We start from the raw sequence: 24,846 nt of genomic DNA on the forward strand, positions 1-24,846 counted from the left end.
GGGGCGACATAGGGTCTGAGGAGCCCTCAATTCCGTTAACAAGTCGGTCACTCTGCCGAACCCGTACCGATATACGGACGCGTCAGTCTGAGCGGCGTACGGCCGTGCGGGTGCCGTGGACCGGCCGGGGCGCGCCATGTCGCCCCGGCCGGTCGTCGCTTCCCGGCCCCGCATCACGCCATGTTCAGCGACCGCTTCAGGAAGTCCACCTGGAGCAGCAGCAGGTTCTCGGCCACCTGCTCCTGTGGCGTCATATGCGTCACGCCCGTCAGCGGCAGCACCTCATGGGGTCGGCCCGCGGCCAGCAGCGCCGACGACAGCCGTAGCGTGTGTGCCGCCACCACATTGTCGTCCGCCAGACCATGGATGATCATCAGCGGCCGGGTGGGGTTCTCCGGCGCCGACAGACCATCGTCCGTGATCAGCGAGTTCGCCGCGTACACCTCCGGGGCCTCCTGCGGGAGGCCCAGATATCGCTCCATGTAGTGCGTGTCGTACAGCCGCAGGTCGGACATCGGCGCCCCCGCCACCGCCGCGTGGAACACATCGGGCCGCCGCAGCACCGCCATCGCGGCCAGATAGCCACCGAACGACCAGCCGCGCATCGCCACCCGCTCCAGGTCCAGCGGGAACCGGCCGGCCAGCCCGTGCAGCGCCTCGATCTGGTCGTCCAGCGTCAGCGTCAGCCGGTCCTTGATCGCCTTCTCCCAGCCCGGCGAGCGGCCCGGCGCGCCCCGCCCGTCCGCCACGACCACCGCGAAACCCTGCTCGGCGAACCACTGGGAGGTCAGGTGCGGATTGTGCGCCGCCACCACGCGCTGCCCGTGCGGCCCGCCGTACGGGTCCAGCAGCACCGGCAGCGGCTCGTCCCCCTCCCGGTAGGTGCTGGGCAGCAGCACCGCGCACGGGATGCGGTGCGGACCCGACTCGGTGAGCGTCAGGCGCGGCGAGAGCACCGGCTTCTCCGCGTACGAGGCCACCTCGGCCACCTGCTTGCCGTCCCGCAGCACCCGCACGGTCGTGCCCGGCTCGCCGGGCCGCGCCGACGCCAGTACCGTCACCGCGCCGCAGCGCACCGCCGCGTGGATGCCGGGCCCTTCGGAGACGCGCTCCACGCCCAGTTCGTTGACCCGGTACACATGAATCTCGCCAATTTCCGCCTCCGCGGCCTCCTCGCCCGCCGACGCCGACACCAGCACGTCGTTGTCGCCGACGTCCAGTACCGAGCGGAGGTGGAGCCCCCCACGTGTCAGCGGCCGGTCACCGACCGCCAGCACCCGCGCCCCGCCCTCGTCGGCGATCCGCACCAGCCGCCCGTCCGGAGCCCACGCCGGCACCCCGGCGAGCAGCTCCAGCCAGTCCGGGTCCTCGTCCACATGCACCGTGCGCGTCGTACCCGACGCCGTGTCCACCGCCAAGTACAGCTGAGTGCGCTGGTCACGGGCCTGCACCAGCAGCAGCGGCGCCCCGGCCGGTGACCAGTGCACCCGCGCCAGGTACGGATAGCGCCGCCGGTCCCACTCCACCTCCGTACGCGTCCCGTCCAGGCCGATCAGACAGAGCGTCACCTCCGCGTCGGCCGTCCCGGCGGCCGGGTAGGCGACCTTCACCGGCTCCCGGTCCGGATGCGCCGGGTCGGCGATCCACCAGCGCTGTACGGGGCTGTCGTCGGCCCGCGCGACCAGCAGCCGGTCCGACTCGGGCGACCACCAGAAGCCCCGCGAACGGCCCATCTCCTCGGCCGCGATGAACTCCGCGAGCCCGTAGGTGACGCCCTCCGCCTCCGGCTCGGCCAGCGCCCTGTCATCGCCCTCGCCCCCGGCGCCCGTCACCCGCAGGGCGCCTCCCGCCACGTACGCGACATGCCGCCCGTCGGGCGACGGCCGCGGGTCGATCACCGGTCCCCGTACGGGCAGTTCACGCGCCGTCCCGGCCCGCAGCTCCGCCACGAACAGCCGCCCCGACAGCGCGAACGCCGCCAACTCCACCGCACCGTCCACCGCGTACGCCACGATGCCGCCCGCCCCCTCGCGGCTGCGCTCGCGGCGCGCCCGCTCCTCGGGCGACAGCTTCTCCTCGGCGCCGCCCAGCAGCGCCTCGGGGTCGGCGGCCACGCGCTCACGCACGGGGCCGTCCAGGTCGAGCACCCACAGCCGGTTGGCTCTGTGGGTCCCGGAAGGGGAGCGGAGGAACACGACCCGAGAACCGTCGGGCGACACGGTGAACGCCCGGGGAACACCGAGGGTGTAGCGCTGTGTCCTGGCGTACTGGCGGGGAAATGAGAGCTGTTGCCTGGAGGTCATACGACCGAAACTAGCGGTCGTGCGCCCCCATGTGCTGCCGTGCACCGATCGATGCGTGGGAACGGATAGTTATGATCCGTAGCACCAGGTGGGTATGAACCCTCCGGCACATGCGCCCTGCCCGGTCCGGAACGAATATGTATGGAGGTGAACCGCCGTGGCACTCTCGATTTCGGCGGTGGTGCTGCTGGCGATCGTCGTCTTCCTGCTGATCCGGAAGGCCGGCCTCAAGGCCGGACACGCGGTGGTCTGCATGCTGCTCGGCTTCTACCTGGCGAGCTCCTCCATCGCCCCCACCATCAGCGAGCTGACCACCAACGTGGCGGGCATGATCGGCGGACTGAAGTTCTAGCCCGGCGGACTCACGTTCTAGCCCGGCGGACTCACGTTCCAGGCCGGCGGACTCGCGTTCCCGCTCCGAGGTTGTCGGTCCCAGGTTCTAGGGTGTCCGTATGACGGAACTCCCCGCCCGTCGTCTGCTCCTGGTGCACGCGCACCCCGACGACGAGTCGATCAACAACGGCGCCACCATGGCCAGGTACGCGGCCGAGGGCGCCCAGGTGACCCTGGTGACCTGCACACGCGGCGAGGAGGGCGAGGTCATTCCGCCCGCCCTCGCCCACCTGGCACCCGACCGCGAGGACCGGCTCGGCGAGCACCGCGTCGGCGAACTGGCCGCCGCGATGAAGGAGCTGGGCGTCACCGACCACCGCTTCCTGGGCGGGCCCGGCCGGTTCCGCGACTCCGGGATGATGGGCGCCCCGCAGAACCGCCGCGAGGGCGCCTTCTGGAGTACGGACGTGGACGACGCCGCCCCGTACCTGGTCGAGGTCATCCGCTCCGTACGCCCGCAGGTGCTCGTGACGTACGACCCGGACGGCGGATACGGCCACCCCGACCACATCCAGGCCCACCGCGTCGCGATGCGCGCCGCCGAACTGGCCGCAGAACCGGCCTTCCGGCGGGACCTCGGGAATCCCCACCAGATCGCCAAGATCTACTGGAACCGGGTGCCGCGCACGGTCGCCGAGGAGGGCTTCGCCCGGCTGCGCGCGGCCGGCACCTTCCCCGCCGTGGGCTCGCCCGACGACGTACCCGGCGTCGTGGACGACTCGCTTGTCACGGCGGAGATCGACGGCACCGCCCACGTGGAGCGCAAGGCGGCGGCGATGCGCGCCCACGCCACCCAGATCGTGGTGGAGGGCGAGTTCTTCGCGCTCTCCAACCACCTGGGCCAGCCCATTTTCACCACGGAGTTCTACCAGTTGGTACGGGGCGAGTCCGGAGCCCCGGCCGGTGAGCGGGAGTGCGACCTGTTCGCCGGGGTGGCCTCATGAGGGCCGCGCGCGGCGCCGCCTACGCGGGCCTCGCCGTGCTGGGCGCGGTGGTCGGCGCCGCCGGGGCGCTGGTCCAAGGCGCCTGGTTCCCGGGCGGGTTGCTGCTGGCGCTGGCCGCGTGCGCGGGGCTGTTCTACGGTGGGCTGCGGGCCACGGGCACGCAGCTGGGCGTGGTGGCGCCGGGCGCCGGCTGGCTGGTGGCGGTGGTGCTGCTGTACCTCGGACGGCCGGAAGGTGACCAGGTCTTCTGGGGCGGCGTCGCCGAGCTCGTGTACGTATTGGGCGCTATGACCATCGCTGTGATGTGTGCCACGGTGTCGCGGACGCCGCCACCGGGTGGCCGGACCGGCCCACTTGGCGTGTGACGTGCCCGGACTTGGGCCGGAATGACTGTTCGCGTTCTCCCGGTCGCGGGAGACCTGTCGGTGGCGGCCAGTATGGTGGTGCGCGCCGCCGAGCGCCCGCACGTGTAAGAGCGGGCGGCGGAGCCAACCGGGAGAACCTGCTTTGAGTCGTGAAACTGACAGTTCGTCCTCCGGCCCCCAGGGGCGCGGCGGAGCCGCGTACCCCTCGGGTACACCGCCGTACGGATCGCGCCAGTACCCGTCGCCGCACCCGACGCAGGACGCTCCGGACGAGGCCGCCGGGGCCGCCGCCGCGCAGCCGGACGAGCCCAGGACCGAGACCACACTGACCACCCGCATCCGGATCAACATCCCGGGTTCGCGGCCGATCCCGCCGGTCGTCATGCGCAAGCCGGTGAGCGAGGCCGACGCGGTGCCGCCGGCGGCACCGGCCGGTCAGGCCCCCGAGCGCCCGCCGGCGGCCGAGCCGCCGCAGCGGGTGGAGGAGCCGGCGGCCGACGACAAGCCGGCGAGCGACTGGTTCGCCCCCCGCAAGCCCCCGGCGCCCGCGCCGGCGCCTTCGGGTCCGGATACGGACAGCACCGGGTACGGCAACTCCGGCGCCCCGCACAGCGCCCTCCAGGACCTCGCCGAGAACGCGGGCGGCGCGACCTCGTCGTACGCGGGCGACTCCTCGTACGCGAACGGCTCCTCGTACCCGGGCGACTCCTCGTACGCGAGCGACTCCTCGTACGCGAGTGGCCCCTCGTACCCGAGCGGTCCGACGACCGGTCCGGTGACGGGCGGGATGAGCGCCGTCCCGCGGGTGTCCGACGACACGGCCGTACTGACGCCGCAGAACCACGCGCCCGGGCACGGCCAGGTGCGCCCGCCAGCCGGGCCCCCGGCCGGTGGCCCCCCGGTGGGTGGCCCCCCCGCCGGCAACGTCTCCGGGGACACGCTCACGAGCGGCATCCCGGTCGTCCCGCCCGAGCACCGCGGCGCGTCGCCGTTCCCGGTGTCCGGCCCGGCGCAGGTCGCCGCGGGCGGCCCGGCGCCGCTGTACGGGGAGCCCGAGCCGGCCCCCGCGCCGGCCGCGGCCCCGGCCCCTCAGGCGTCCCCGGCTCCGGCCCGCCCGAAGAAGAAGGGGCGCTCCAAGTCGGCCCTCCTGGCTGCCGGTGTGCTGGGCCTGGCCGGTGTCGCGTACGGCGCCGGTCTGCTGCTCAACCACTCCGAGGTGCCCAAGGGGACCACGGTCCTCGGCGTCGACATCGGCGGCGGCACCAAGGAGCAGGCGGTCCAGAAGCTCGAAACGGCCTTCGGCGAGCGCGCCTCCGCGCCGCTCCAGCTCACCGTGGGCGGCAAGAAGGAGGAGCTGGCCCCGGACAAGGCCGGTCTGTCCCTGGACGCCCAGGAGACCGTCCGGGCCGCCGCGGGCGCCGACTACAACCCCGTCTCGGTGATCACTTCCCTGTTCGGCGGGGAGCGGGTCGCGCAGCCGGTGATCCCGGTGGACGAGGAGAAGCTGGGCGTCGCCCTCACCGACCTGGCGGGCGCGTCCGGCTCGGCCACCGAGGGCACGATCAGGTTCGAGCCGGGCAAGGCCGTCGCCGTACCGGGCAAGGCGGGCAAGGCGCTGGACGTCCAGCGCTCGATGATCTCCGTACGGGACGCGTACCGCGCCCAGGTGGAGACCGGCCGCACCAACACGGTCGAGCTTCCCGTCGTCACCAAGGAGCCCACGGTCACGCAGGCCGAACTCAACCGGGCGATGAAGGACTTCGCGGAGCCCGCGATGTCCGGCCTGGTGACCATCAAGGCGGGCGGCAAGCAGATCCAGTTCGGCCCGGCCAGGTCGCTGCCGAAGATCCTCTCCATGAAGCCCATCAACGGCCGCTTGGTCGAGGTCTACGACAAGAAGGCGATCAACGACCTTCTGGACGGCGTTTTCGAAGGCGTCATGATCACCAAGGGCGACGGCAAGCAGCACGAGGTCACCGCCGACGACGTGGCCCATGCGCTGCAGAAGGCCCTCCTCGGCAAGACCCCCGCCGAACGCACCGAGACGATCGAGCTCAACCCCCAGGGCTGACCTCCTGACGCATGAGAGCCCCCACCCCGCCCGGGGTGGGGGCTCTCGTACGCCGGTCGCCCGCGACGTGACGGGACGACGGCCTCGGCACCGGCAGTCGGCACTCGCGGTGACGGTGGGTCAGAACGGCATCCGGCGGCGGGCGCGGCGGCCGGCGGAGCCGCTGCGGCCGGCTGCGCGGGAGCTGGTGTGGAAGGGCTTGGCGAGAAGCCGGCCCAGTGGGCCGGGGGCCTTTCCGCCCGCGCGGGCACCCATGCCGAGGGAGCGCTGGGTACCGCGCTGGGCGTGATGGGACAGGCGCGGTACGAGGAAGGCCAGGATGGCCAGGGCGACACATATGGCGACCACGGCTACGGCGACCACGGGACGCTCCTTCCGGTCGGTGTGCTGTGCGGTTGCCCGCTGCACGTTCAGGTATGTGTCGTGCGGCCGGTTCGCCGTTCCCCTGCCCGGGCGGTTGTCCGGGCGGGCGGCATGAGGGGCGCGGGGCACACCGCGCGGTGACGGCACGCAGCGGGAGACGACCCTGGACCGGCTGGAGTTCGCCGCGGACGGGAGCATCAAGAAGGTGGTGCCCACGCTGCGGTCGATCGACCCGGTCGGTGAGGGGAGGCAACGGCGAGGAGGGGAAACGGCCGGCCCTAGTTGAGCATCGCCCGGGCCGCCCGCGCCCGGTGGCGGACCGTCTCCGCCACCGCCGGCTCGACGGCGGCCACCACCTCCGCGTACGCGTCCATCTCCGCCGCGCCCGTCAGGAAGTCGCCGCGCTGCACCAGCAACTGGGCGCGCTCGTACCGCAGCCGCGCCGGGTGCGCGGGCAGCAGCAGGGACAGTTCCACCGCCCACAGGGCGACGTCCGAGCGCTCCGGGCGTGCGGCGGCCCAGACGCGGATGTTGTTCAGGATCCGCACCACGATGTCCAGCGGGTCCGCCGGCACCAGCATCGACGGGTGCAGCCGCTCGCCGGTCGCCCCGGCCACCAGCAGTTCCGCGTCCGCCCCGGTCAGCGCCCGGCCCCCGGCGAACGGGTCCGCCAGCACCTGTTCGTCCGGGTCGCCGAAGCCGACCACGAAGTGCCCGGGCAGCGCGACGCCGTAGACGGGCGCACCCGCCCGCCGCGCGACCTCGATCCACACCACCGACAGCAGGATGGGCAGGCCCCGGCGCCGCCGCAGCACCTCGTGCAGCAGTGAGGACTCCAGGTGGTCGTAGTCGGCGGGCGTGCCGTGGAAGCCGTGGCGCGCACCGAGCAGGTCGGCGAGCGCGGCGGCCCACGCGCGCGGACTGCGCAGCCCGAACGGCAGCAGCCCGGCCAGCCGGTCCAGCTCGATCTCGGCGGCGTCCAGCCCGTCCTGGCCCAGCGCCGGGTCCGCCTCCGCGCCCAGCAGCAGGCACAGCGTCGCGAGGTCCGGCCGCTCCTCGCGGGCCTCGTCGGCGAAGCGGCGCCGCCACTCGGTGGTGTGGTGCATACGCGTCACGTACCCGGGTCGGGGGATCGGAAGTGGTGGTACAGGTGGTGGGTGGCGAAGCCCATCCCTTCGTACAGGGCGAGCGCACCACCATTGTCCGCCTCCACCTGGAGCCACGCGGCGGACGCGCCCTCCTCCAGCGCCCGCCGGGCCAGCGCCGCCATCACCGCCGTGCCGAGCCCCTGGCGGCGGGACGCCGGGTCCACCTCGACCGCCATGAAACCGGCCCAGCGCCCGTCGACCACACACCGCCCGATCGCGGCCGGGACGTCGTCACCCTCGCCCGGTAGCGAGGCGAACCACACGGACGGCCCGCTGCCCAGGACGTGCAGCACATGCGGCCCGGGCACCCCGACCCGCTGGTAGCGCCGCAGCCACGGCTCGCCGGGCGACCGCGACAGCCGTACGCCCTCCGTCCCGGTCCCCGTCTCCAGGTCCGCGACCGGCGCCAGCGCCCCGATCCGCACCTCCGCCGTCACCTCGCGCCGCCAGCCCCGCTCCTCCAGCGCGGCGCACAGCTGCTCCTGGGTGCCCTCCGCCCCGGTCGCGACCTGCACATAGGCGGGCAGGTTCCGTGCCTCGTACCAACCACGCGCGTGTGCCAGGGCATCGTCCAGCGGCATTCCCGGGTCGCCGAGCGGGAGCACCGAGTTGGCCCTGCGCGTGAAGCCTCCGGCGGCGCGCAGCGTCCACGCGCCGAGCGCCTCGCTCTCCACCGGCTGCCAGGCCCGCGCCATCACTCCCGCCAGCTCCTCGAACCCCGCCGCGGGACCCCGCCGACGCGCGGGCGCGGCGGGCACGACCTTGCCCGCGACCAGCGACGATTCCGGAATGCGGACAGTCTCACCGGTCCGCCGTGTGATCAGCAGCACACCCTCGTTCCATGATGTGAGAACACCAACCGTGTCGGTGAACTTCTCCTGGCCCGCTCCAGGGTCGCTCAACCGGCGGACGGACACTCGTTTACCCACGTCAGAAGGGCTGATCCGGACCTCCAGCCGTCCGCCCGCAGTGAATTCCACAGCTGTGTCCGCCCCTCCTGTTCGGTTCCGTCCCAAGAACGGAGATACTAGGTGCGGGCATCGACGACGCCGCGCTCCCGCGCAAACAGCCCTACCGAGGAGGAACGACCAGCGTGACCTACGTCATCGCGCAGCCTTGTGTCGACGTCAAGGACAAGGCGTGCATCGAGGAGTGCCCCGTCGACTGCATCTACGAGGGCCAGCGGTCCTTGTACATCCACCCGGACGAATGCGTCGACTGCGGTGCTTGTGAGCCGGTGTGCCCGGTCGAGGCGATCTTCTACGAGGACGACACTCCGGAGGAGTGGAAGGACTACTACAAGGCGAACGTCGAGTTCTTCGACGACCTCGGCTCGCCCGGTGGTGCCTCGAAGCTGGGCCTGATCGAGCGCGACCACCCCTTCATCGCCGCGCTGCCGCCGCAGAACGGCTGATCGCGCGCCCTCGGTCCCGTACGGCTCCGCCGCTGTACGGGACCGACGCGTATCACCCCTGAAGCAGAAGAAAGCGAGCACCGTGTCCTCCCCCGTCTCTTCCGCCGTCTCCTCCGCCGTCTCCTCGCGCCTCCCCGTCTTCCCCTGGGACAAGCTCGCGCCGTACAAGAAGACGGCCATGGCCCATCCGGACGGCATCGTGGACCTCTCCGTCGGGACGCCGGTGGACCCCGTCCCCGAGGTGATCCGGCGCGCGCTGGTCGACGCGGCGGACTCGCCGGGCTATCCGACGGTGTGGGGGACCGCCGAGCTGCGCGACGCGCTCACCGGCTGGTGCGAGCGGCGCCTGGGAGCGCGGGGCTTCGCGCACACCAACGTCCTGCCGGTGGTGGGTTCCAAGGAGCTGGTCGCGTGGCTGCCGACGCAGCTGGGGCTCGGTGCCGGTGACAAGGTGGCCTACCCGCGGCTCGCGTATCCGACGTACGAGGTCGGCGCACGGCTGTGCGGGGCCACGCCCGTCGTCTACGACGACCCGGCGGAGCTGGACCCGGCCGGCCTGAAGCTGCTGTGGCTGAACTCCCCGTCCAACCCGACCGGCCGCGTGCTCGCCAAGGAGGAGCTGGTCCGGATCGTGGCGTGGGCGCGGGAGCACGGGGTGCTGCTCTTCAGCGACGAGTGCTACCTGGAGCTCGGCTGGGAGGCCGACCCCGTCTCCGTACTGCACCCCGATGTGTGCGGCGGTACGTACGAGGGCGTCGTCGCCGTCCACTCCCTGTCCAAGCGCTCCAACCTGGCCGGTTACCGCGCCGCCTTCATCGCGGGTGACGCGGGCGTGCTGGGCGAGCTGCTGGAGATCCGCAAGCACGGCGGCATGATGACGCCCGCGCCCGTCCAGGCGGCGACGGTCGCGGCGCTGGGCGACGACGCGCACGTGGCGGAGCAGCGGGCACGGTACGCGGCCCGGCGCGCGGCGCTGCGCGCGGCGCTGGAGTCGCACGGCTTCCGCATCGAGCACAGCGAGGCGAGCCTGTACCTGTGGGCCACCCGCGACGAGCCCTGCTGGGACACGGTGGCGTATCTGGCGGGGCTGGGCGTCCTGGTCGCGCCGGGGGACTTCTACGGCGAGGCGGGGGAGCGGTACGTGCGGGTGGCGTTCACGGCCACGGACGAGCGCGTGGAGGCCGCGGTGAAGCGGCTCGGCTAGCGCATGCGGAAGGGCCCGGGGAGAGTGTGTGACTCCCCGGGCCCTTCCGTGCGTACGCGCGCGTTCGCGGGTGGTGACCAGCGGTGACTAGCCGAGCGCCGGCAGGGTCTTCACCGGCAGCTGGTCGGCCGCCGGGAGGCCGCCGCCGAGGGCGCCGGTGGGCGCGGCGCCCGCCGCCCCGCCGACGATGTCGCCGGCGCTGCCGGCCGCGTCACCGGCGGCCTTCTGCACGGCCGGCGTGGCGGTCTCGCCGGTCTTGGCGACGGTCTGGCCGGTGGCCGGGACGGCCTGCTTCACCGCTTTGCCGCCGGCCTCACCTGCCAGGCCGGTGGTGCTCTGGGAGGCGCCGCTGACGGTGTCGGTCACCGAAGCGGTGTCGAGGCTGCTCACACCGCCCAGCTCGGGGGTCTGGGAGAGGTCCACGGCGCTTGCGGAGCCGGCCGCACCGACCACGGGAGCTGCGCCCGCTGCGATCAGCAGCGCGGCACGGGCGATCCGACGGGTCAGGGGGAGGGACATGATGCTCCTTCGACGGGAGAGGTCGTTGACTGTGGTGCCTGTCCGACGATCGGACGCTGTGACAACCGGTCGGGGGGCGGGATAGGTTGCGGTGGCCCAAGGTAAAGAGTTGGTAATGGGTCGCATTATCGGCCTTACCTAAAACCGGTCAAAAGAGCAGAGTTCCGAGCGCGCGAAGAATCGTCACTTCCCCGCGCTGCCAAGGGATTCGGCGCCGAGAAACGGCCTGCGGGAAATCGGGCCGCCGACGCGATACTGAGTGCCTCGCCGGAGTGAATCCCCGCACGCGCGCCCGGTCGCATTTCGATTGCACGCGGGCGGGCCGCAAGGGCCGTGCGGGCCGTGCGGGGGCGTCCTCGCATCGGATGGGGGGGTGACGGGGTGCCCGATCCGGCACAGGTGCCCCCGCCGACCGCGTGGGGGTGCCCCCTTCTGGGAGAGAGGCGAGCCCGGTGGGGGCCGCGTGCCCACCCCCGCCGCAGGCCGGTCCGGTCGTGCCAGGCGTGCCAGGTGGCGGCGGGCAGGTTCTCGCCGGGCCGAGCCGCCCGGCACGTGCGTGGCCCGGTGAGGCCATGCCGCCGGCCCTGCCCGACCCCGACTCCGACCCCGACCGATCCGCCCGGCCCGGTGCGGGCGCGGGCACGGCCGATGCGAGCCCCGTGTCGTTACCGCGCCACGCGGATGCGGACCTCGTCCGTGGCCGACGCGCCGGCCGGGGCGGGGCGCCAGCCCTTTTCCGACTCCGCCGCGCTCCATACCCGGCCCGCGTACGACACCTCCGCGAGGCCGAGCGCGTCCGCCCGGGCCACTGCCCACTGGGCCAGTTCCCAGCCGCCGCGGGAGCCGCCGCCGGAGAGGGCGCCCTCGGGGCCGGCCGTTCCCGCCGCCGTCGTCCGCACCGGTACGGAGATGTCCGGCGCCGTACCGCCGCCCGGCAGCGCGGCCTCGCCGAACGACCGCTTCAGCTCCGCCCGCACCTTCGCCGGGTCACCGGTCCGCACGGGACCGCTGCCGCTCGTGCAGGTCAGGGACGCGGCCGCACGCCCCGTGAGGGCCGCGGCGAGCAGCGCGGCGTCCGGCTCGTGCTTGGCGTACGCCTGCGGGAACCCGCTGCGCTGCACCCGCTGCGCGGCGACGGTCAGCGGCAGCCGCGAGTAGCCCGGGACCTCGGCGAGGTGGTCGTAGAACTTCCCCGCCGAGAAGACCGGGTCCATGATCTGCCGCTCGGTGCCCCAGCCCTGCGAGGGGCGCTGCTGGAACAGGCCCAGCGAGTCCCGGTCGCCGTACCGGATGTTGCGCAGGGCCGACTCCTGGAGGGCGGTCGCCAGCGCGATGGTCACCGCGCGCTCCGGCATCCCGCGCGTGGTGCCGACGGCGGAGATGGTCGCCGCGTTCGAGGCCTGCTCGGGGGTGAGCTGATAGGTGTTGTTCCCGCTCCCCACGACGCAGCGCGGGGCGCCTTTGCCGCCCGTCACGTACTGCACGATCACGTACGCGATCACCGCCAGCAACACGGCCAGCGCGGCGGCGATCCTCAGCCGGCGAGGGCGGGTGGACTGGGTGGACTCGGACACGGGGCCCACCGTACTGGAGCCCGGGATAGGCTCGGCACCATGTCCGAGACCATGCCCGTCACCAAGCTGGACCTCAGCCAGGACGGCCCGGCGCTCACCGCCGCGCTCGTCGACTTCCCCTCCGTCAGCGGCACCGAGAAGCCCCTCGCCGACGCGATCGAGGAGGCGCTGCGCACCCTGCCGCACCTGACCGTCGACCGGCACGGCAACAACGTCGTCGCCCGTACGAACCTGGGGCGGGCCGAGCGCGTGGTGCTGGCCGGGCACATCGACACCGTGCCGATCGCGGACAACGTCCCCTCCCGGCTCGACGAGAACGGCGTCCTGTGGGGCTGCGGCACCTCGGACATGAAGTCGGGCGTCGCCGTCCAGCTGCGCATCGCCGCGACCGTCCCCGAACCCAACCGCGACCTCACCTTCGTCTTCTACGACAACGAAGAGGTCGCCGCCCACCTCAACGGCCTCGGGCATGTGGCCGACGCACACCCCGACTGGCTCGCGGGTGACTTCGCCATCCTGCTGGAGCCGTCCGACGGCCAGGTCGAGGGCGGCTGCCAGGGCACGCTGCGGGTCCACCTCCGTATGAAGGGCGAGCGCGCCCACTCCGCGCGCGGCTGGATGGGCTCCAACGCCATCCACGCCGCGGCGCCCGTCCTGGCCCGGCTGGCCGCGTACGAACCGCGCCGCCCGGTCATCGACGGCCTTGAGTACCGCGAGGGCCTCAACGCCGTCGGGATCGAGGGCGGCGTCGCCACCAACGTGATCCCCGACGAGTGCACGGTGATCGTCAACTACCGCTACGCCCCCGACCGCTCCATGGCGCAGGCCGAGGCGCACGTACGGGAGGTGTTCGCCGGCTGCGGCGTCGACGAGTTCGTCGTGGACGACCACACGGGCGGCGCGCTGCCCGGCCTCTCGCACCCGGCGGCGGCGGCCTTCATGGCGGCGGTCGGCGGCACCGCGCATCCCAAGTTCGGCTGGACGGACGTGGCCCGGTTCAGCGCGCTGGGCGTGCCCGCCGTCAACTACGGCCCCGGCAACCCGCTTCTGGCGCACAAGCGGGACGAGCACGTGGCCGTCGAGCGGATCACCCACTGCGAGCGGCGGCTGTACGACTGGCTCACTGCCTGACCGATCGCTGCCTGACCTCCGTAATTTCGCCTTTTGTCATCTGTGTCGCCCTACCCTGAGCGGGAAACGATGTTCAGCGGAGGGAGCGGATCATGGGCAACCCCGAGGCCGAGGCCGAAGGACTGCGAGCGCTGGCCGAGCAGCGGCTGGGGCCGGTACTGCGCCGCCGGGAGCAGGTGCAGCCCGGCACCACCGATCAGCGGCTGCTGGACACCGCGGGCGACTCCGAGTGGGTCCACACCGACCCCTGGCGGGTCATGCGCATCCAGTCGGAGTTCGTGGAGGGGTTCGGCGCGCTGGCCGAACTTCCCAGCGCGATCAGCGTCTTCGGCTCGGCCCGCACCCCGGCGGGCACGCCGGAGTACGAGGCGGGCGTGCGGATCGGCCGGGCGCTGGTCGAGGCGGGCTTCGCGGTGATCACGGGCGGTGGGCCGGGCGCGATGGAGGCGGCCAACAAGGGCGCGCGGGAGGCGCGGGGCGTCTCGGTGGGCCTGGGCATCGAGCTGCCCTTCGAGCAGGGCCTGAACCCGCACGTCGACATCGGGGTCAACTTCCGCTACTTCTTCGTACGGAAGACGATGTTCGTGAAGTACGCGCAGGGCTTCGTCGTCCTGCCGGGCGGCCTCGGCACCCTGGACGAGCTGTTCGAGGCGCTCACCCTGGTCCAGACCCGCAAGGTCACCCGCTTCCCGATCGTGCTGTTCGGCACCTCGTACTGGTCGGGCCTGGTCGACTGGCTCCGCGACACGGTCATCGCCCAGGGCAAGGCATCCGAGCGCGACCTGATGCTGTTCCACGTCACGGACGACGTGGAGGAGGCGGTCGCCCTGGTCACCAAGGAGACCGGACCCGGCCACCCCTGACGGGCCGGGCTACGCCAAACCCCGGCGGGCGACCGCCGGGGGGCGGTGCCCCGCGATGGAGGCGACCATGTCCAGAACCTGCCTCGTCTCCGCGACCTCGTGCACGCGGTAGACCTGTGCGCCCAGCCACGCCGAGACCGCCGTCGTCGCCAGCGTGCCCAGCACGCGTTCCTTCACCGGCTTGTCGAGGGTCTCGCCGACGAAGTCCTTGTTGGAGAGCGACACCAGCACCGGCCAGCCCGTCCCGGTCATCTCACCCAGCCGGCGCGTTGCCTCCAGGCTGTGCCGGGTGTTCTTCCCGAAGTCGTGGCCGGGGTCGATGAGGATGCCGTCCCGGGGCACCCCCAGCTCCACGGCGCGCTCCGCCAGCCCCACCGTCACCCGCAGGATGTCGGCCATCACGTCGTCGTACGTGATCCGGTGCGGCCGCGTGCGGGGCTCCGCGCCGCCCGCGTGCGTGCACACCAGACCCGCGCCGTACCGCGCGGCGACCTCGGCCAGCTTGGGGTCCACCCCGCCCCACGCGTCGTTCAGCAGGTCCGCGCCCGCCTCGCAGACCGCCTCGCCCACCTCGTGCCGCCAGGTGTCGACGCTGATCACCACATCGGGGTGCCGCCGCCGCACCTCGGCCACGAAACCGACCGTGCGACGCGCCTCCTCCTCGGCCGTCACCTCCTCCCCGGGACCGGCCTTGACCCCACCGATGTCGATGATGGCAGCACCCTCCGACACCGCCTGCTCGACGCGGGCGAGCGCGGGCTCGTCGTGGAACGTGGCACCCCGGTCGTAGAAGGAGTCCGGGGTCCGGTTCACGATCGCCATGATCACCGGCTCGTGCGCGTCGAATTCACGCCGTCCCAAGCGCAGCATCCCGTATGTCCTCCTCGCGTTCGGTCGCCTGCGACCTTAACCGTCAGTGGCACATGGCACGATCGGCACAGGACGTTTTCCGCTCCGGGGAGAGGCACGCTTGTGTTCTGGTTCTTGGCTGTAGCGATGGTCGTGGTCGTCGCCGCGGTCACCCTCGCGGTCGTCGGCGGCGGCGAGAACGAGGTGCTTGCCGAGGCGGCTCCCGAGCAGCCGGTGGACCAGCTTCCGCTGACCCGGCCCGTGAGCCGCGCCGACATCGACGCGCTGCGGCTGCCGGTCGCGCCCCGCGGCTACCGGATGGCGGAGGTCGACGACGTCCTGAGCAGGCTCGCCGCCGAGCTCGCCGAGCGCGACGCGCGGATCGCCGAACTGGAAGCCGCCCTGGCCGGAGCGCGGACGGCGGCGGCCGGCCGGCCGGACCCGTTCGACGAGCCCGGCCACGGGCCGGCCGCGCCGGAGGCACGGGACGCAGGGGACGCCCGGGACGCACAGGACCCGCACGCACCGGACGCACGGGGTGAGGAGTGGGACCGGTGACCGGCGGAGCCCTGCCCGGCCCGGACGGGAAGCCGCGCTGCCCGTGGGGCGTGTCCACGCCGGACTACCTCGCCTACCACGACGAGGAGTGGGGCCGCCCGGTCCACGGCGACGACGCCCTGTTCGAACGGCTCTGCCTGGAGGCGTTCCAGTCGGGTCTGTCCTGGATCACGATCCTGCGCCGCCGCGAGGGCTTCCGCCGGGCCTTCGCCGACTTCAAGATCGCGGCGGTCGCCGAGTTCACCGACGCCGACCGGGAACGGCTCCTCGCCGACGAGGGGATCATCCGCAACCGCGCCAAGATCGACGCCTGTATCGCCAACGCCCGTGTGCTGGCCGGCTGGGCGCCCGGCGAGCTGGACGCCCTGATCTGGTCCCACGCCCCCGACCCCGCGTCCCGTCCGGCGCCTCTGACCGTCGCCGACGTCCCGGCGGTCACCGACGAGTCGACGGCGCTGTCGAAAACGCTCAAGAAACACGGCGTGCGGTTCGTCGGCCCGACGACCGCCTACGCCCTGATGCAGGCCTGCGGCCTGGTCAACGACCACCTGGCCGACTGCGCCGCCCGCCCCGCCGCCGACAGGTGACCCCCACCGCCCGGGCCCGGCCCCCTGGCCGGGTCCGGGCGAGTTCCGCCGGGGCGGGCGTGCTAGCGGCCCACGTAGGCGGGCTTCTCCTTGGCCAGGAAGGCGCGGACCGCGATCCCGTGGTCCTCGGACGCGCCCGCCTTCGTCTGGAGCTCGTCCTCCTTCTCCAGCGCCTCCTCCAGCGTGTGGGCCGCCCCATACGCCAGGGACTCCTTCAGCGCCGCGTACGCCAGCGTCGGCCCCTGCGCCAGGGCGCGGGCGACCGACTCGGCCTCCCCGGCCAGCTCCTGCGCCGGGACGAGCCTATTGGCGATGCCCAGTTCGTACGCCTCCGAGGCCGCGATCGAGCGCGGGAAGAACAGCAGGTCCGCCGCGCGGCCCGGGCCGACCACGCGCGGCAGCGTCCACGAGATGCCCGAGTCGGCGGTCAGCGCCACCCCGGCGAACGAGGTGTTGAACGACGCGGTGTCGGCCACGACCCGGTAGTCGGCCGCCAGCGCGAAGCCGAAGCCCGCCCCCGCGGCGACACCGTTGACCCCGGCCACCACCGGCTTCGGCATCCCGGCGATCGTCCGCACGATCGGGTTGTAGTGCTCCCGCACGGTGCTCATCGTGTGCTCGGTGCCGAGCACCGCGACGTGCTCCTTGAGGTCCTGGCCCACACAGAACGCCCGGCCCGTCGCGGTCAGCAGAACCGCCCGTACGGCCGTATCCTCCGCCGCCGCGTGGAGCGAGTCCCGCAGCGCGACCTTCGCCTCCATGTTCATCGCGTTCATGGCCTCGGGCCGGTTGATCGTGATCGTCGCGAGCCCGTCGCTCACCTCGTACAGCACGGTGTCGGCCATGGCAGGGTCCCCTTTGCGCTCCGGCGGTGATGTCCCGCCCAGCATGGCGGAGATCGTCATGCCCGGACATGTGACCTGCGTCCCTGTGTCAGAGAAAGTGAGACCCGGCATTACGCGCGCGGCGGCGAAGTATCGCAGGCGGATCGCCGAAATGGACGGTTTTGCGAGAGCGCGTTGCGTAAGCGATGCCGTCCGATGTTGGTCATCGGGTCCTGCCATGCGGGATAATGACCTGGAAGCAATGTGTTCGATGCCGGTGATGCGTGCCCATGCCAGAGGGCCGTCGGCTGACGATGAGCTGGTTTCAGGAAGGGGAACGAGCATGGCGGCCATGAAGCCGCGGACGGGCGACGGCCCGCTCGAGGTGACCAAGGAGGGGCGGGGCATCGTCATGCGCGTTCCGCTCGAAGGCGGCGGTCGGCTTGTCGTCGAGCTGACTCCGGACGAGGCCGACGCGCTCGGCGACGCACTCAAGAAGGTTGTCGGCTGAGCGGAACACCCCCAGTTCTCCAAGAACCCCGGCACGGTACGCGCGTCAGACGCGACCGGGCCGGGGTTTTCGTAGGTGTTCGTATTCCGATTCGCCCGTGTTCCGATTCGCCCGTGTTCCGATTCGCCTGTGTTCCGAGTCGCGGGGGTCAGCCCCGCCGCACCGCGCACAGCAGCCCGTCGCCCACCGGCAGCAGTGACGGCAGCAGCTCCTGGCTCTCCCGTACCGTCCGCAGCAGCTCACGCAGCCTGAGCACCTCGGCCGGCTGAGCCGCCGAGTCCACCGTACGGCCGTCCGCGAAGACGCCCTCGAAGCAGACGAGCCCGCCAGGACGCAGCAGGCGCAACGATTCAGCGAGGTAGTCGAGACACTCCGTGCGGTCACCGTCGCAGAAGACGAGGTCGTACCCGCCGTCCGCGAGCCGTGGCAGCACGTCCAGCGCCCGGCCGGGGATGAAGCGCGCCCGGTTCCCGGCGAAGCCGGCCGCACGGAACGCCTGCTTGGCGAACTGCTGGCGCTCCGGCTCCGGGTCCACCGTCGTCAGCACGCCGTCGGGCCGCATACCGAGCAACAGATAGATGCCGGACACACCCGTCCCGGTGCCGATCTCGGCCACCGCCTTCGCGTCCGCCGTGGCCGCCAGCAGTCGCAGCGCGGCGCCGGTGCCTGGCGACACCGAGGGCAGCCCTGCCTCCCGGGCCCGGTCACGGGCCCAGCGCAGCGCTTCGTCCTCGGCGACAAAGGCGTCGGCGAACGCCCAGCTCGTCTGCCGGTTGGCGGTAATGACCCTCTCCTGTCCCCGTAGTTGGCGCAACGGTGACTGTATCCGTTCGGGGGCGGGAACCCGCAGATGGGACCGTGCGTTATGGAGAGGCAGGGGGAGTACGTGGATCAAGGCCGGAAGCCGGTCCCAAATTCACGTAAAGATTCTTATCCGGAGCTAACGGGCGAGGTGGCTATGGTAGGGGCTCCACTGGACACCACCAGAGCCGACAGGGGAGGTGCGGCTGCGCCTGTGGATCGGGGAGGAGTGCTGCGGCGCTTTCTCAGGTCGGCGGGTGAGCCGAAATCCGTGACCAACACCGCTGACAGTTCCCGCGCCGCCATCGACTCCGCACCCACCACCGCGACCTTCGCATCGGATGCGGAATCGCAGGCGTGGACTCCGCCCTCATGGGAGGAGATCGTCAGCACGCACAGTGGCCGGGTCTACCGCCTCGCGTACCGCCTGACCGGCAACCAGCACGACGCCGAGGATCTCACCCAGGAAGTCTTCGTACGGGTCTTCCGCTCCCTGTCGACGTACACGCCGGGCACGTTCGAGGGCTGGCTGCACCGCATCACCACCAACCTGTTCCTGGACATGGTGCGCCGCAAGCAGCGCATCCGGTTCGACGCGCTCGGCGACGACGCGGCCGAGCGGCTGCCCAGCCGTGAGCCGTCGCCCCAGCAGGTCTTCCACGACACCCACTTCGACGCCGACGTGCAGCAGGCGCTGGACACCCTCGCGCCCGAGTTCCGCGCGGCGGTGGTGCTGTGCGACATCGAAGGACTGTCGTACGAGGAGATCGCCGCGACGCTCGGGGTCAAGCTCGGCACCGTCCGCAGCCGCATCCACCGCGGCCGGTCCCATCTGCGCAAGGCCCTCAAGCACCGATCGCCCGAGGCCCGGGCCGAGCAGCGCACCTTCGTGGCCGTGGGCGGGGAGGGCGGGTCCGCGTGAGTGGCACAGGTCCGACCCCCGCGGAACAGCATCTGGGGGACCGCCTCGCCGCGCTCGTCGACGGTGAGCTCGGTCATGATGCCCGCGAGCGGGTCCTCGCGCATCTGGCGACCTGCTGCAAGTGCAAGGCGGAGGCCGACGCGCAGCGCCGGCTGAAGAGCGTCTTCGCCCAGGCCGCCCCACCACCGCCCTCGGAAGGGCTGCTCGCACGCCTCCAGGGGTTGCCCGGGGGCGCCGGTCCCGGACGACCCGGAGGGGATGACGACAGGGGAGGGCCCTTCGGTCAGGGACGTCTGAAGGACGGTGCCTTCGGCGGGAGACCTGACGCCTTCCGTTACGCCGGAGCCCCCGTCCTGCCGGGCGGACCGGAGTCGGGCTTCCGCATCCACGAGGTGAGCCGGCCGGGGACGGAGCGCTCCACGTGGCGGGGCCGCCGATTCGCGTTCGCGGCCGCCAGCGCGGTGTCGTTCGCGGCGATCGCCCTGGGCGGTGCCCTGCCCGCGGCCGTCACGGTGGACGCACGCGGGGAGGGCACCGGCAACAGCGTCACGCCGCTGCGCTCGCCCGGCCAGAGCCAGGGCGGCACGGACAACAGCCGCCGGCGCGGCGGCAACGGGACGTCGGGCGCCACCCGGTCCCCCGAGCGGCCCGCCCCGCCCCTCACAGCGCCGCCGGCCGCCGTGCCGGTCCACGCGGCGCCGCAGCCGGGCCTCGGAGCCCACCCCTTTCTGTCGGCGACTCCGCTGGGCATGGTGAGCCCGCTGCACATCACGCCGCCCGCACCGCTGATACGCCCCACGGGAACGGCGCTGCACCTCGCCACCGCCACCGCCACGGGCCCGGCTCTCACCGCCACCCCGTCGCCCAGCTCCCTGCCGCTGACCGCACGCCGCTGACCGGCCCCGTGCGCGAGGGCCGCCGCACCTGGTTGAATCCTCGGGCAAGCCGCCCCGAGGGGGCGCGGACGGGCAGGCAGCGGGGAGAGCATGGACGACGGGAAGCCCACGGGATCGAAGCCGAAGTGGTGGAGCCGCCCCGCGCGGCAGCACGCGGCAACGGACCGGCCCACCGAGGCGGACACGGTGGCGACAGCCGATGGCGCGCCGGAGCCCACCGCTCCGGCGCTCGCCCCGGCGGAGCCCGTAGCCGCGGAGCCCGTGTCCGGGGAGCGGGTATCCCCGGAGCCCGCGTCCGAGCGGCCCGTAGCCGGGGAGCCGGTCGCCGCCGCTGAGCCGCTCGGCACGGGGGCTCCCGCGGGCCACCCCACGGAGACCACCCCGCCGGCGGTCGGGCCCACGCGGGACCCCGCACCCGGTGCGCCGGTCGCCGACGAGCCGCCGGCCATGGCCCCGGCGCGCCCGCAGCCGCTGCACCAGCCGGACGAGTACAGCACCCCGCCCTACGGCGAGCCCGGCCCCTGGGCACCCGCGCCCCCCGTACAGCGCCCCATGACCACCCCGGCGCACGGCACGCCCCACCCGCAGCCGCCCGCCACCTCGGCGCACGGCACGCCCCACCCCCAGGCCCCCGCCCCGCCCGCGTACGGCGCGCCGCACCCGCAGCCGCCCGCCCTGTCGCAGCCCCCGCCGCAGCCCCCGGCACACCTCCAGGCGCAGCCTCAGCCGTCGCAGTGGCTGCAGTACGACCCCTGGAGCACCCCCGGTGGCACGCCCGCCGGGGGCGCGCGGCAGCCGCTCGTCCACGCCGGCAGCCCCGCGCCGCAGAAGCGGCGGCGTGGCCTCGCTGTGGTCGCCGCGCTGCTGTTCGCCGGGCTCACCGGCGTACTGGGCGGCGGAGTCGGCGCGTACATCGAGCGCCATGGCGGCCTCACCACCGTCGAACTGCCCCAGGCCGGGCGGGAGGACAGCGGCCGCGCCCCCGACAGCGTCGCCGGCATCGCCGCCAGCGCGCTGCCCGGCGTCGTCACCCTCCACGTCAGCGGCGGCGGGGAGCAGGGCACCGGCACCGGCTTCGTCCTCGACTCGCAGGGCCACATCCTCACCAACCACCACGTCGTCGACCCGGCCGGCGCCTCCGGCGACATCACCGTCACGTTCAGCGGCGGTGAGACGGCCGCCGCCGAGCTCGTCGGCAAGGACGGCGGCTACGACCTCGCGGTCGTCCGGGTGAAGGGCGTCTCCAACCTCAAGCCGCTGCCGCTGGGCAACTCCGACAACGTCCGCGTCGGTGACCCGGTCGTCGCCATCGGCGCGCCCTTCGACCTCCAGAACACCGTGACGTCCGGCATCATCAGCGCCAAGGAGCGGCCCATCACCGCGGGCGGCGAGAAGGGCGACGGCAGCGACATCAGCTACGTCGACGCCCTCCAGACCGACGCCCCGATAAACCCCGGCAACTCCGGTGGCCCGCTGCTCGACTCCAAGGCCCGCGTCATCGGCATCAACAGCGCCATCCGCGCCGCCGACAGCGGTTCGGCCCTCGACGGCGGCCAGGCGGGCTCGATAGGGCTCGGCTTCGCCATCCCCGTCAACCAGGGCAAGCGCGTCGCCGAGGAGCTGATCAACACCGGCAAGGCGAGCCACCCGGTCATCGGCGTCAGCCTCGACATGAAGTACAGCGGCGACGGCGCCAGGGTCGGCGACAAGGCCCAGGACGGCGGGGCCTCGGTCACGCCCGGTGGCCCAGCGGCCCAGGCGGGCATCCGGCCGGGCGACGTCATCACCAAGGTCGACGGACAGCGCGTACACAGCGGCGAGGAGCTGATCGTCAAGATCCGCGCCCACCGCCCCGGCGACCGACTGCGCCTCACCCTGGAGCGCGGAGGCAAGGAGCAGACCAAGACGCTGACGCTCGGTTCCTCCGCGGGCGGCTGACCGACGCGCGCCGCCGGCCGACGCCGGGACCCGGCCCGGCGCCGGACTCCCTCCGCCGCGCCCGGCCGCGCCGGACGCCCCGGCGGCCGAAGGCCACCCGAAGGACACCGGAAGGTACCGTCCCGACAGTTCGGGCAGGTACCGTGGAGCGGGCCCCGTGAACCGGACCGGTGTGAAGGAGCGGCAAGGTGTTCAATGACATAGGCGCACTCGAGCTGGTGGCGCTCGTGGTCCTTGCCGTGCTCGTCTTCGGCCCGGACAAGCTGCCGAAGGTCATCCAGGACGTCTCCGGCTTCATCCGCAAGATCCGTGACTTCTCGGAGAGCGCGAAGCAGGACATCCGCAGCGAACTGGGCCCGGAGTTCAAGGACTTCGACTTCGAGGACCTGAACCCCAAGACGTTCATCCGCAAGCAGCTCACGGAGAACGAGGATCTCAAGGAGATCCGCAGCAGCTTCGATCTCAAGAAGGAGATCAACGAGGTCGCCGACGCGGTCAACGGCCATGCCTCCGACGCGACGGTCCCGGCAGCGGTGGGCCGCGCCGCGGGGGCCGCCGCAGGCGCCGGAGGCACCGGCCCCGACCTGCTGAAGAAGGGCGGCAGGCCCGAGCACGCCGACCGCCCGCCGTTCGACGCCGACGCCACCTGAGCCCCGTCTTTCCAAAAAGAGCTCCCGCAAGGTGGCTATCCTCTCCATCTGTCCGGTTGCGAGGACGCCCGTGGGGGCGGGCCGCGCCGGACGTGAGGGATCGAGGAGGCGGCCGGGCAGATGGAGACGACGAGTCGGGTAGGGGCGCAGGGTGCCGCACCCAGCACCACATCCACGTCCGAGGCGTCCGTGGCTTCCGAGGGGGGGCCCGCAGCGCGGCGTACGGTCGACGGCTACCTGCGCGCGTCGTTCCCCTGGTACGGCCTGGACGAGGCGTTCACCGGGCCGCGCTGGCTGATGCAGGTCGGCACGTCCGCCGACGGCACGGTCCAGCACGGTTCCACCGGCCATGGGGACGAGCCGTCGATACGGGCCGACGCGAGCACGGCCGAGAAGGAGCGGTTCGTGGCCGTCGTGACGGTCGCCGCGAGCCCGGTGCGCCGCAGCGGTGACGGTACGGGCGTGCTGGACGCCACGAGTGTCTCCTCCGCCGCCTGGCTGGCCGGTTCGGGGCTCCTCGCGTACACCTGGCCGCCCCATTTGGACTACTCGCTGCGGGACCACTGGCTGGACCAGCAGACCGAGGCGGCCTTCGAGCTCGCCGACGACCTGGACGGACCGGAGTGGTCGGCGCTCTCGCTGCCGGTCGACGGGGTCCCGACGCCGTTCCACTACCGCGAGTCCGAGTACGGCTGGGTGCTGGCCGGTACGACGGGCGCCGGCGTCCACCTGGGTGCGTACGGACGGGGGATGAGCGCCTACGGCCTGGGCTTCGCGGTGATCCGGGACATCACCACGTACACCTAGGAACGGATGACGTGAGGAGGGGGCGGCCCATCGGCCGCCCCCTCCTCATATGTCCGAACCCTCAGAACTTGTTGCGCGGGGTGATCCCCAGCGACATGCCCGACAGGCCGCGCTGACGGCCGCCCAGCTTGCCCGCGATGGTGCGCAGGGCCGCGCCCGCCGGCGAGTCGGGGTCGGTGAGGACGACCGGCCTGCCCTCGTCGCCGCCCTCCCGCAGCCGTACATCGATCGGAATGGAGCCCAGCACCGGGACGTTCGTGCCGGTGGTCTTCGTCAGGCCGTCCGCGACCCTCTGGCCGCCGCCCGTGCCGAAGACGTCGACCATCTCGTCGCAGTGCGGGCACGGCAGGCCCGACATGTTCTCGACGACGCCCACGATCTTCTGGTGCGTCTGCACGGCGATGGAACCGGCCCGCTCGGCGACCTCCGCCGCCGCCTGCTGCGGGGTGGTGACGACCAGGATCTCGGCGTTCGGCACGAGCTGGGCGACCGAGATCGCGATGTCGCCGGTGCCCGGCGGCAGGTCGAGCAGCAGGACGTCCAGGTCGCCCCAGTACACGTCCGCGAGGAACTGCTGGAGCGCGCGGTGCAGCATCGGGCCGCGCCACACCACCGGCGCGTTGCCGGGGGTGAACATGCCGATGGAGATGACCTTCACGCCGTTGGCCGAGGGCGGCATGATCATGTTCTCGACCTGGGTGGGACGGCCGTCCGCGCCCAGCATGCGCGGCACGCTGTGGCCGTAGATGTCGGCGTCCACGACGCCGACCTTCAGCCCGTCGGCGGCCATCGCGGCGGCCAGGTTCACGGTCACGGACGACTTGCCGACACCGCCCTTGCCGGAGGCCACCGCGTACACCCGGGTCAGCGAGCCCGGCTTGGCGAAGGGCACCTCGCGCTCGGCGGTCGTGCCGCGCAGCGCGGCGGCCAGCTCCTTGCGCTGCTCGTCGCTCATCACGTCCAGTGTCACGTCGACGCCGGTGACGCCCTCGACGCGGGAGACGGCCTCGCTCACCCGCGTGATGATCGTCTCGCGCATCGGGCAGCCGGAGACGGTGAGGTAGACCGTGACGGCCACCGCGCCGTCCGTGCCGATCCCGACCGACTTCACCATGCCGAGTTCCGTGATCGGTCGGTTGATCTCGGGGTCGTTCACCGTCGCCAGCGCTTCGCGCACCGCGTCTTCCGTAACCATACGGAGATGGTACGGC

The 24,846-nt window shown here is 72.8% G+C and carries 26 protein-coding genes; 16 read left to right on the top strand and 10 right to left on the bottom strand.

Annotated features, from left to right (window positions below; translation table 11 throughout):
• Window positions 1-173: 173 nt before the first annotated feature.
• Window positions 174-2,303 carry a S9 family peptidase gene (locus tag QWM81_RS11010; RefSeq protein WP_290111645.1) on the bottom strand — a complete coding sequence of 710 codons (2,130 nt, stop codon included), beginning with the start codon at window positions 2,301-2,303 and terminating at the stop codon, window positions 174-176.
• A gap of 157 nt (window positions 2,304-2,460) precedes the next feature.
• On the opposite strand from QWM81_RS11010, the gene QWM81_RS11015 reads away from it, so the two are divergent.
• From QWM81_RS11015 to QWM81_RS11030, 4 genes are all read left to right on the top strand, one after another.
• Window positions 2,461-2,655, top strand: coding sequence for a hypothetical protein (locus tag QWM81_RS11015; RefSeq protein ID WP_290111647.1), 195 nt, complete (start codon window positions 2,461-2,463; stop codon window positions 2,653-2,655).
• A 100-nt stretch (window positions 2,656-2,755) separates the two neighbouring features.
• A complete protein-coding gene (gene mshB / locus QWM81_RS11020; RefSeq protein ID WP_290111648.1) occupies window positions 2,756-3,640 on the top strand; it encodes an N-acetyl-1-D-myo-inositol-2-amino-2-deoxy-alpha-D-glucopyranoside deacetylase in 885 nt (294 codons plus the stop codon).
• The gene (locus tag QWM81_RS11025) at window positions 3,637-4,005 is read left to right on the top strand and encodes a DUF6113 family protein (RefSeq protein ID WP_290111649.1); all 369 of its coding nucleotides are present in this window, start codon (window positions 3,637-3,639) and stop codon (window positions 4,003-4,005) included. The genes mshB and QWM81_RS11025 overlap by 4 nt, the downstream gene beginning before the upstream one ends.
• 142 nt (window positions 4,006-4,147) lie before the next feature.
• Window positions 4,148-6,076 carry a peptidoglycan binding domain-containing protein gene (locus tag QWM81_RS11030; RefSeq protein WP_290111650.1) on the top strand — a complete coding sequence of 643 codons (1,929 nt, stop codon included), beginning with the start codon at window positions 4,148-4,150 and terminating at the stop codon, window positions 6,074-6,076.
• Window positions 6,077-6,196: 120 nt separating this feature from the next.
• On the opposite strand, the gene QWM81_RS11035 is transcribed toward QWM81_RS11030, so the two are convergent.
• The 3 genes from QWM81_RS11035 to QWM81_RS11045 form a co-directional block, all read right to left on the bottom strand.
• Window positions 6,197-6,439 (bottom strand): DUF6411 family protein, encoded by a 243-nt coding sequence (locus tag QWM81_RS11035; protein WP_290111651.1) that lies wholly within the window; start codon window positions 6,437-6,439, stop codon window positions 6,197-6,199.
• A 278-nt stretch (window positions 6,440-6,717) separates the two neighbouring features.
• Window positions 6,718-7,545, bottom strand: a complete 828-nt coding sequence (locus tag QWM81_RS11040; RefSeq protein WP_290111652.1) for a transglutaminase family protein — start codon at window positions 7,543-7,545, stop codon at window positions 6,718-6,720.
• 5 nt (window positions 7,546-7,550) lie between these two features.
• Entirely contained in the window at window positions 7,551-8,567 is a 1,017-nt protein-coding gene (locus tag QWM81_RS11045; RefSeq protein WP_290111653.1) for a GNAT family N-acetyltransferase, read from the bottom strand.
• A gap of 113 nt (window positions 8,568-8,680) precedes the next feature.
• On the opposite strand from QWM81_RS11045, the gene fdxA reads away from it, so the two are divergent.
• Window positions 8,681-9,001, top strand: a complete 321-nt coding sequence (fdxA, locus tag QWM81_RS11050; RefSeq protein ID WP_031078476.1) for a ferredoxin — start codon at window positions 8,681-8,683, stop codon at window positions 8,999-9,001.
• Between the two features lie 82 nt (window positions 9,002-9,083).
• A complete protein-coding gene (dapC, locus tag QWM81_RS11055; RefSeq protein ID WP_290111654.1) occupies window positions 9,084-10,205 on the top strand; it encodes a succinyldiaminopimelate transaminase in 1,122 nt (373 codons plus the stop codon).
• Between the two features lie 87 nt (window positions 10,206-10,292).
• On the opposite strand, the gene QWM81_RS11060 is transcribed toward dapC, so the two are convergent.
• Window positions 10,293-10,724 (bottom strand): ATP-binding protein, encoded by a 432-nt coding sequence (locus tag QWM81_RS11060; RefSeq protein WP_290111655.1) that lies wholly within the window; start codon window positions 10,722-10,724, stop codon window positions 10,293-10,295.
• 665 nt (window positions 10,725-11,389) lie between these two features.
• Window positions 11,390-12,307, bottom strand: a complete 918-nt coding sequence (locus QWM81_RS11065; RefSeq protein ID WP_290111656.1) for a VldE C-terminal domain-containing protein — start codon at window positions 12,305-12,307, stop codon at window positions 11,390-11,392.
• A 42-nt stretch (window positions 12,308-12,349) separates the two neighbouring features.
• Here QWM81_RS11065 and dapE point away from each other — a divergent pair, with 42 nt between their 5' ends.
• Both dapE and QWM81_RS11075 read left to right on the top strand, forming a co-directional pair.
• Complete coding sequence (gene dapE / locus QWM81_RS11070) at window positions 12,350-13,429, top strand: succinyl-diaminopimelate desuccinylase (RefSeq protein ID WP_290111732.1); 1,080 nt, start codon at window positions 12,350-12,352, stop codon at window positions 13,427-13,429.
• A gap of 92 nt (window positions 13,430-13,521) precedes the next feature.
• Window positions 13,522-14,292, top strand: coding sequence for an LOG family protein (locus QWM81_RS11075; RefSeq protein ID WP_290111657.1), 771 nt, complete (start codon window positions 13,522-13,524; stop codon window positions 14,290-14,292).
• Window positions 14,293-14,301: 9 nt separating this feature from the next.
• Here QWM81_RS11075 and folP read toward each other — a convergent pair whose 3' ends face one another.
• Window positions 14,302-15,162, bottom strand: a complete 861-nt coding sequence (gene folP, locus QWM81_RS11080) for a dihydropteroate synthase (protein ID WP_290111658.1) — start codon at window positions 15,160-15,162, stop codon at window positions 14,302-14,304.
• A gap of 102 nt (window positions 15,163-15,264) precedes the next feature.
• On the opposite strand from folP, the gene QWM81_RS11085 reads away from it, so the two are divergent.
• Window positions 15,265-15,699, top strand: coding sequence for a DivIVA domain-containing protein (locus tag QWM81_RS11085; RefSeq protein ID WP_290111659.1), 435 nt, complete (start codon window positions 15,265-15,267; stop codon window positions 15,697-15,699).
• The gene (locus QWM81_RS11090) at window positions 15,696-16,286 is read left to right on the top strand and encodes a DNA-3-methyladenine glycosylase I (protein ID WP_290111660.1); all 591 of its coding nucleotides are present in this window, start codon (window positions 15,696-15,698) and stop codon (window positions 16,284-16,286) included. Before QWM81_RS11085 ends, QWM81_RS11090 begins: the two co-directional genes overlap by 4 nt.
• A gap of 62 nt (window positions 16,287-16,348) precedes the next feature.
• On the opposite strand, the gene chcB is transcribed toward QWM81_RS11090, so the two are convergent.
• On the bottom strand, window positions 16,349-17,131 hold the full coding sequence (gene chcB, locus QWM81_RS11095) for a 2-cyclohexenylcarbonyl CoA isomerase (protein WP_290111661.1): 783 nt from the start codon (window positions 17,129-17,131) through the stop codon (window positions 16,349-16,351).
• Between the two features lie 322 nt (window positions 17,132-17,453).
• On the opposite strand from chcB, the gene QWM81_RS11100 reads away from it, so the two are divergent.
• Window positions 17,454-17,621: a DUF3117 domain-containing protein gene (locus QWM81_RS11100; protein WP_003966491.1), complete on the top strand. Its 168-nt coding sequence runs from the start codon at window positions 17,454-17,456 to the stop codon at window positions 17,619-17,621.
• Window positions 17,622-17,769: 148 nt separating this feature from the next.
• On the opposite strand, the gene QWM81_RS11105 is transcribed toward QWM81_RS11100, so the two are convergent.
• Window positions 17,770-18,435, bottom strand: coding sequence for an O-methyltransferase (locus QWM81_RS11105; protein WP_290111662.1), 666 nt, complete (start codon window positions 18,433-18,435; stop codon window positions 17,770-17,772).
• 144 nt (window positions 18,436-18,579) lie between these two features.
• Between QWM81_RS11105 and sigE the strand changes: the two genes are divergently transcribed.
• The 5 genes from sigE (at window position 18,580) to QWM81_RS11130 (ending at window position 23,635) form a co-directional block, all read left to right on the top strand.
• Window positions 18,580-19,344, top strand: a complete 765-nt coding sequence (gene sigE, locus QWM81_RS11110; protein ID WP_290111663.1) for an RNA polymerase sigma factor SigE — start codon at window positions 18,580-18,582, stop codon at window positions 19,342-19,344.
• Window positions 19,341-20,240: an anti-sigma factor family protein gene (locus QWM81_RS11115; protein ID WP_290111664.1), complete on the top strand. Its 900-nt coding sequence runs from the start codon at window positions 19,341-19,343 to the stop codon at window positions 20,238-20,240. The genes sigE and QWM81_RS11115 overlap by 4 nt, the downstream gene beginning before the upstream one ends.
• Window positions 20,241-20,330: 90 nt before the next feature.
• On the top strand, window positions 20,331-22,178 hold the full coding sequence (locus tag QWM81_RS11120; protein ID WP_290111665.1) for a S1C family serine protease: 1,848 nt from the start codon (window positions 20,331-20,333) through the stop codon (window positions 22,176-22,178).
• Between the two features lie 188 nt (window positions 22,179-22,366).
• Complete coding sequence (locus tag QWM81_RS11125) at window positions 22,367-22,828, top strand: sec-independent translocase (protein WP_290111666.1); 462 nt, start codon at window positions 22,367-22,369, stop codon at window positions 22,826-22,828.
• A gap of 120 nt (window positions 22,829-22,948) precedes the next feature.
• Window positions 22,949-23,635, top strand: coding sequence for a hypothetical protein (locus tag QWM81_RS11130; RefSeq protein WP_290111667.1), 687 nt, complete (start codon window positions 22,949-22,951; stop codon window positions 23,633-23,635).
• Window positions 23,636-23,696: 61 nt separating this feature from the next.
• On the opposite strand, the gene QWM81_RS11135 is transcribed toward QWM81_RS11130, so the two are convergent.
• Window positions 23,697-24,830: an Mrp/NBP35 family ATP-binding protein gene (locus QWM81_RS11135; protein ID WP_290111668.1), complete on the bottom strand. Its 1,134-nt coding sequence runs from the start codon at window positions 24,828-24,830 to the stop codon at window positions 23,697-23,699.
• Between the last annotated feature and the right edge of the window lie 16 nt (window positions 24,831-24,846).

It is taken from the genome of Streptomyces ficellus, assembly GCF_030406405.1.
Lineage (GTDB): Bacteria > Actinomycetota > Actinomycetes > Streptomycetales > Streptomycetaceae > Streptomyces > Streptomyces ficellus_B.

What these genes read in the sequence shown, in the direction of transcription:
- QWM81_RS11130 (WP_290111667.1), top strand. Translation starts at nt 22,949, where the DNA reads ATGGAGACGACGAGTCGGGTAGGGGCGCAGGGTGCCGCACCCAGCACC.
- QWM81_RS11120 (WP_290111665.1), top strand. Translation starts at nt 20,331, where the DNA reads ATGGACGACGGGAAGCCCACGGGATCGAAGCCGAAGTGGTGGAGCCGC.
- QWM81_RS11135 (WP_290111668.1), bottom strand. Translation starts at nt 24,830, where the DNA reads ATGGTTACGGAAGACGCGGTGCGCGAAGCGCTGGCGACGGTGAACGAC.
- chcB (WP_290111661.1), bottom strand. Translation starts at nt 17,131, where the DNA reads ATGGCCGACACCGTGCTGTACGAGGTGAGCGACGGGCTCGCGACGATC.
- mshB (WP_290111648.1), top strand. Translation starts at nt 2,756, where the DNA reads ATGACGGAACTCCCCGCCCGTCGTCTGCTCCTGGTGCACGCGCACCCC.
- QWM81_RS11040 (WP_290111652.1), bottom strand. Translation starts at nt 7,545, where the DNA reads ATGCACCACACCACCGAGTGGCGGCGCCGCTTCGCCGACGAGGCCCGC.
- QWM81_RS11025 (WP_290111649.1), top strand. Translation starts at nt 3,637, where the DNA reads ATGAGGGCCGCGCGCGGCGCCGCCTACGCGGGCCTCGCCGTGCTGGGC.
- sigE (WP_290111663.1), top strand. Translation starts at nt 18,580, where the DNA reads ATGGTAGGGGCTCCACTGGACACCACCAGAGCCGACAGGGGAGGTGCG.
- QWM81_RS11100 (WP_003966491.1), top strand. Translation starts at nt 17,454, where the DNA reads ATGGCGGCCATGAAGCCGCGGACGGGCGACGGCCCGCTCGAGGTGACC.
- dapE (WP_290111732.1), top strand. Translation starts at nt 12,350, where the DNA reads ATGCCCGTCACCAAGCTGGACCTCAGCCAGGACGGCCCGGCGCTCACC.
- folP (WP_290111658.1), bottom strand. Translation starts at nt 15,162, where the DNA reads ATGCTGCGCTTGGGACGGCGTGAATTCGACGCGCACGAGCCGGTGATC.
- QWM81_RS11075 (WP_290111657.1), top strand. Translation starts at nt 13,522, where the DNA reads ATGGGCAACCCCGAGGCCGAGGCCGAAGGACTGCGAGCGCTGGCCGAG.
- QWM81_RS11010 (WP_290111645.1), bottom strand. Translation starts at nt 2,303, where the DNA reads ATGACCTCCAGGCAACAGCTCTCATTTCCCCGCCAGTACGCCAGGACA.
- QWM81_RS11060 (WP_290111655.1), bottom strand. Translation starts at nt 10,724, where the DNA reads ATGTCCCTCCCCCTGACCCGTCGGATCGCCCGTGCCGCGCTGCTGATC.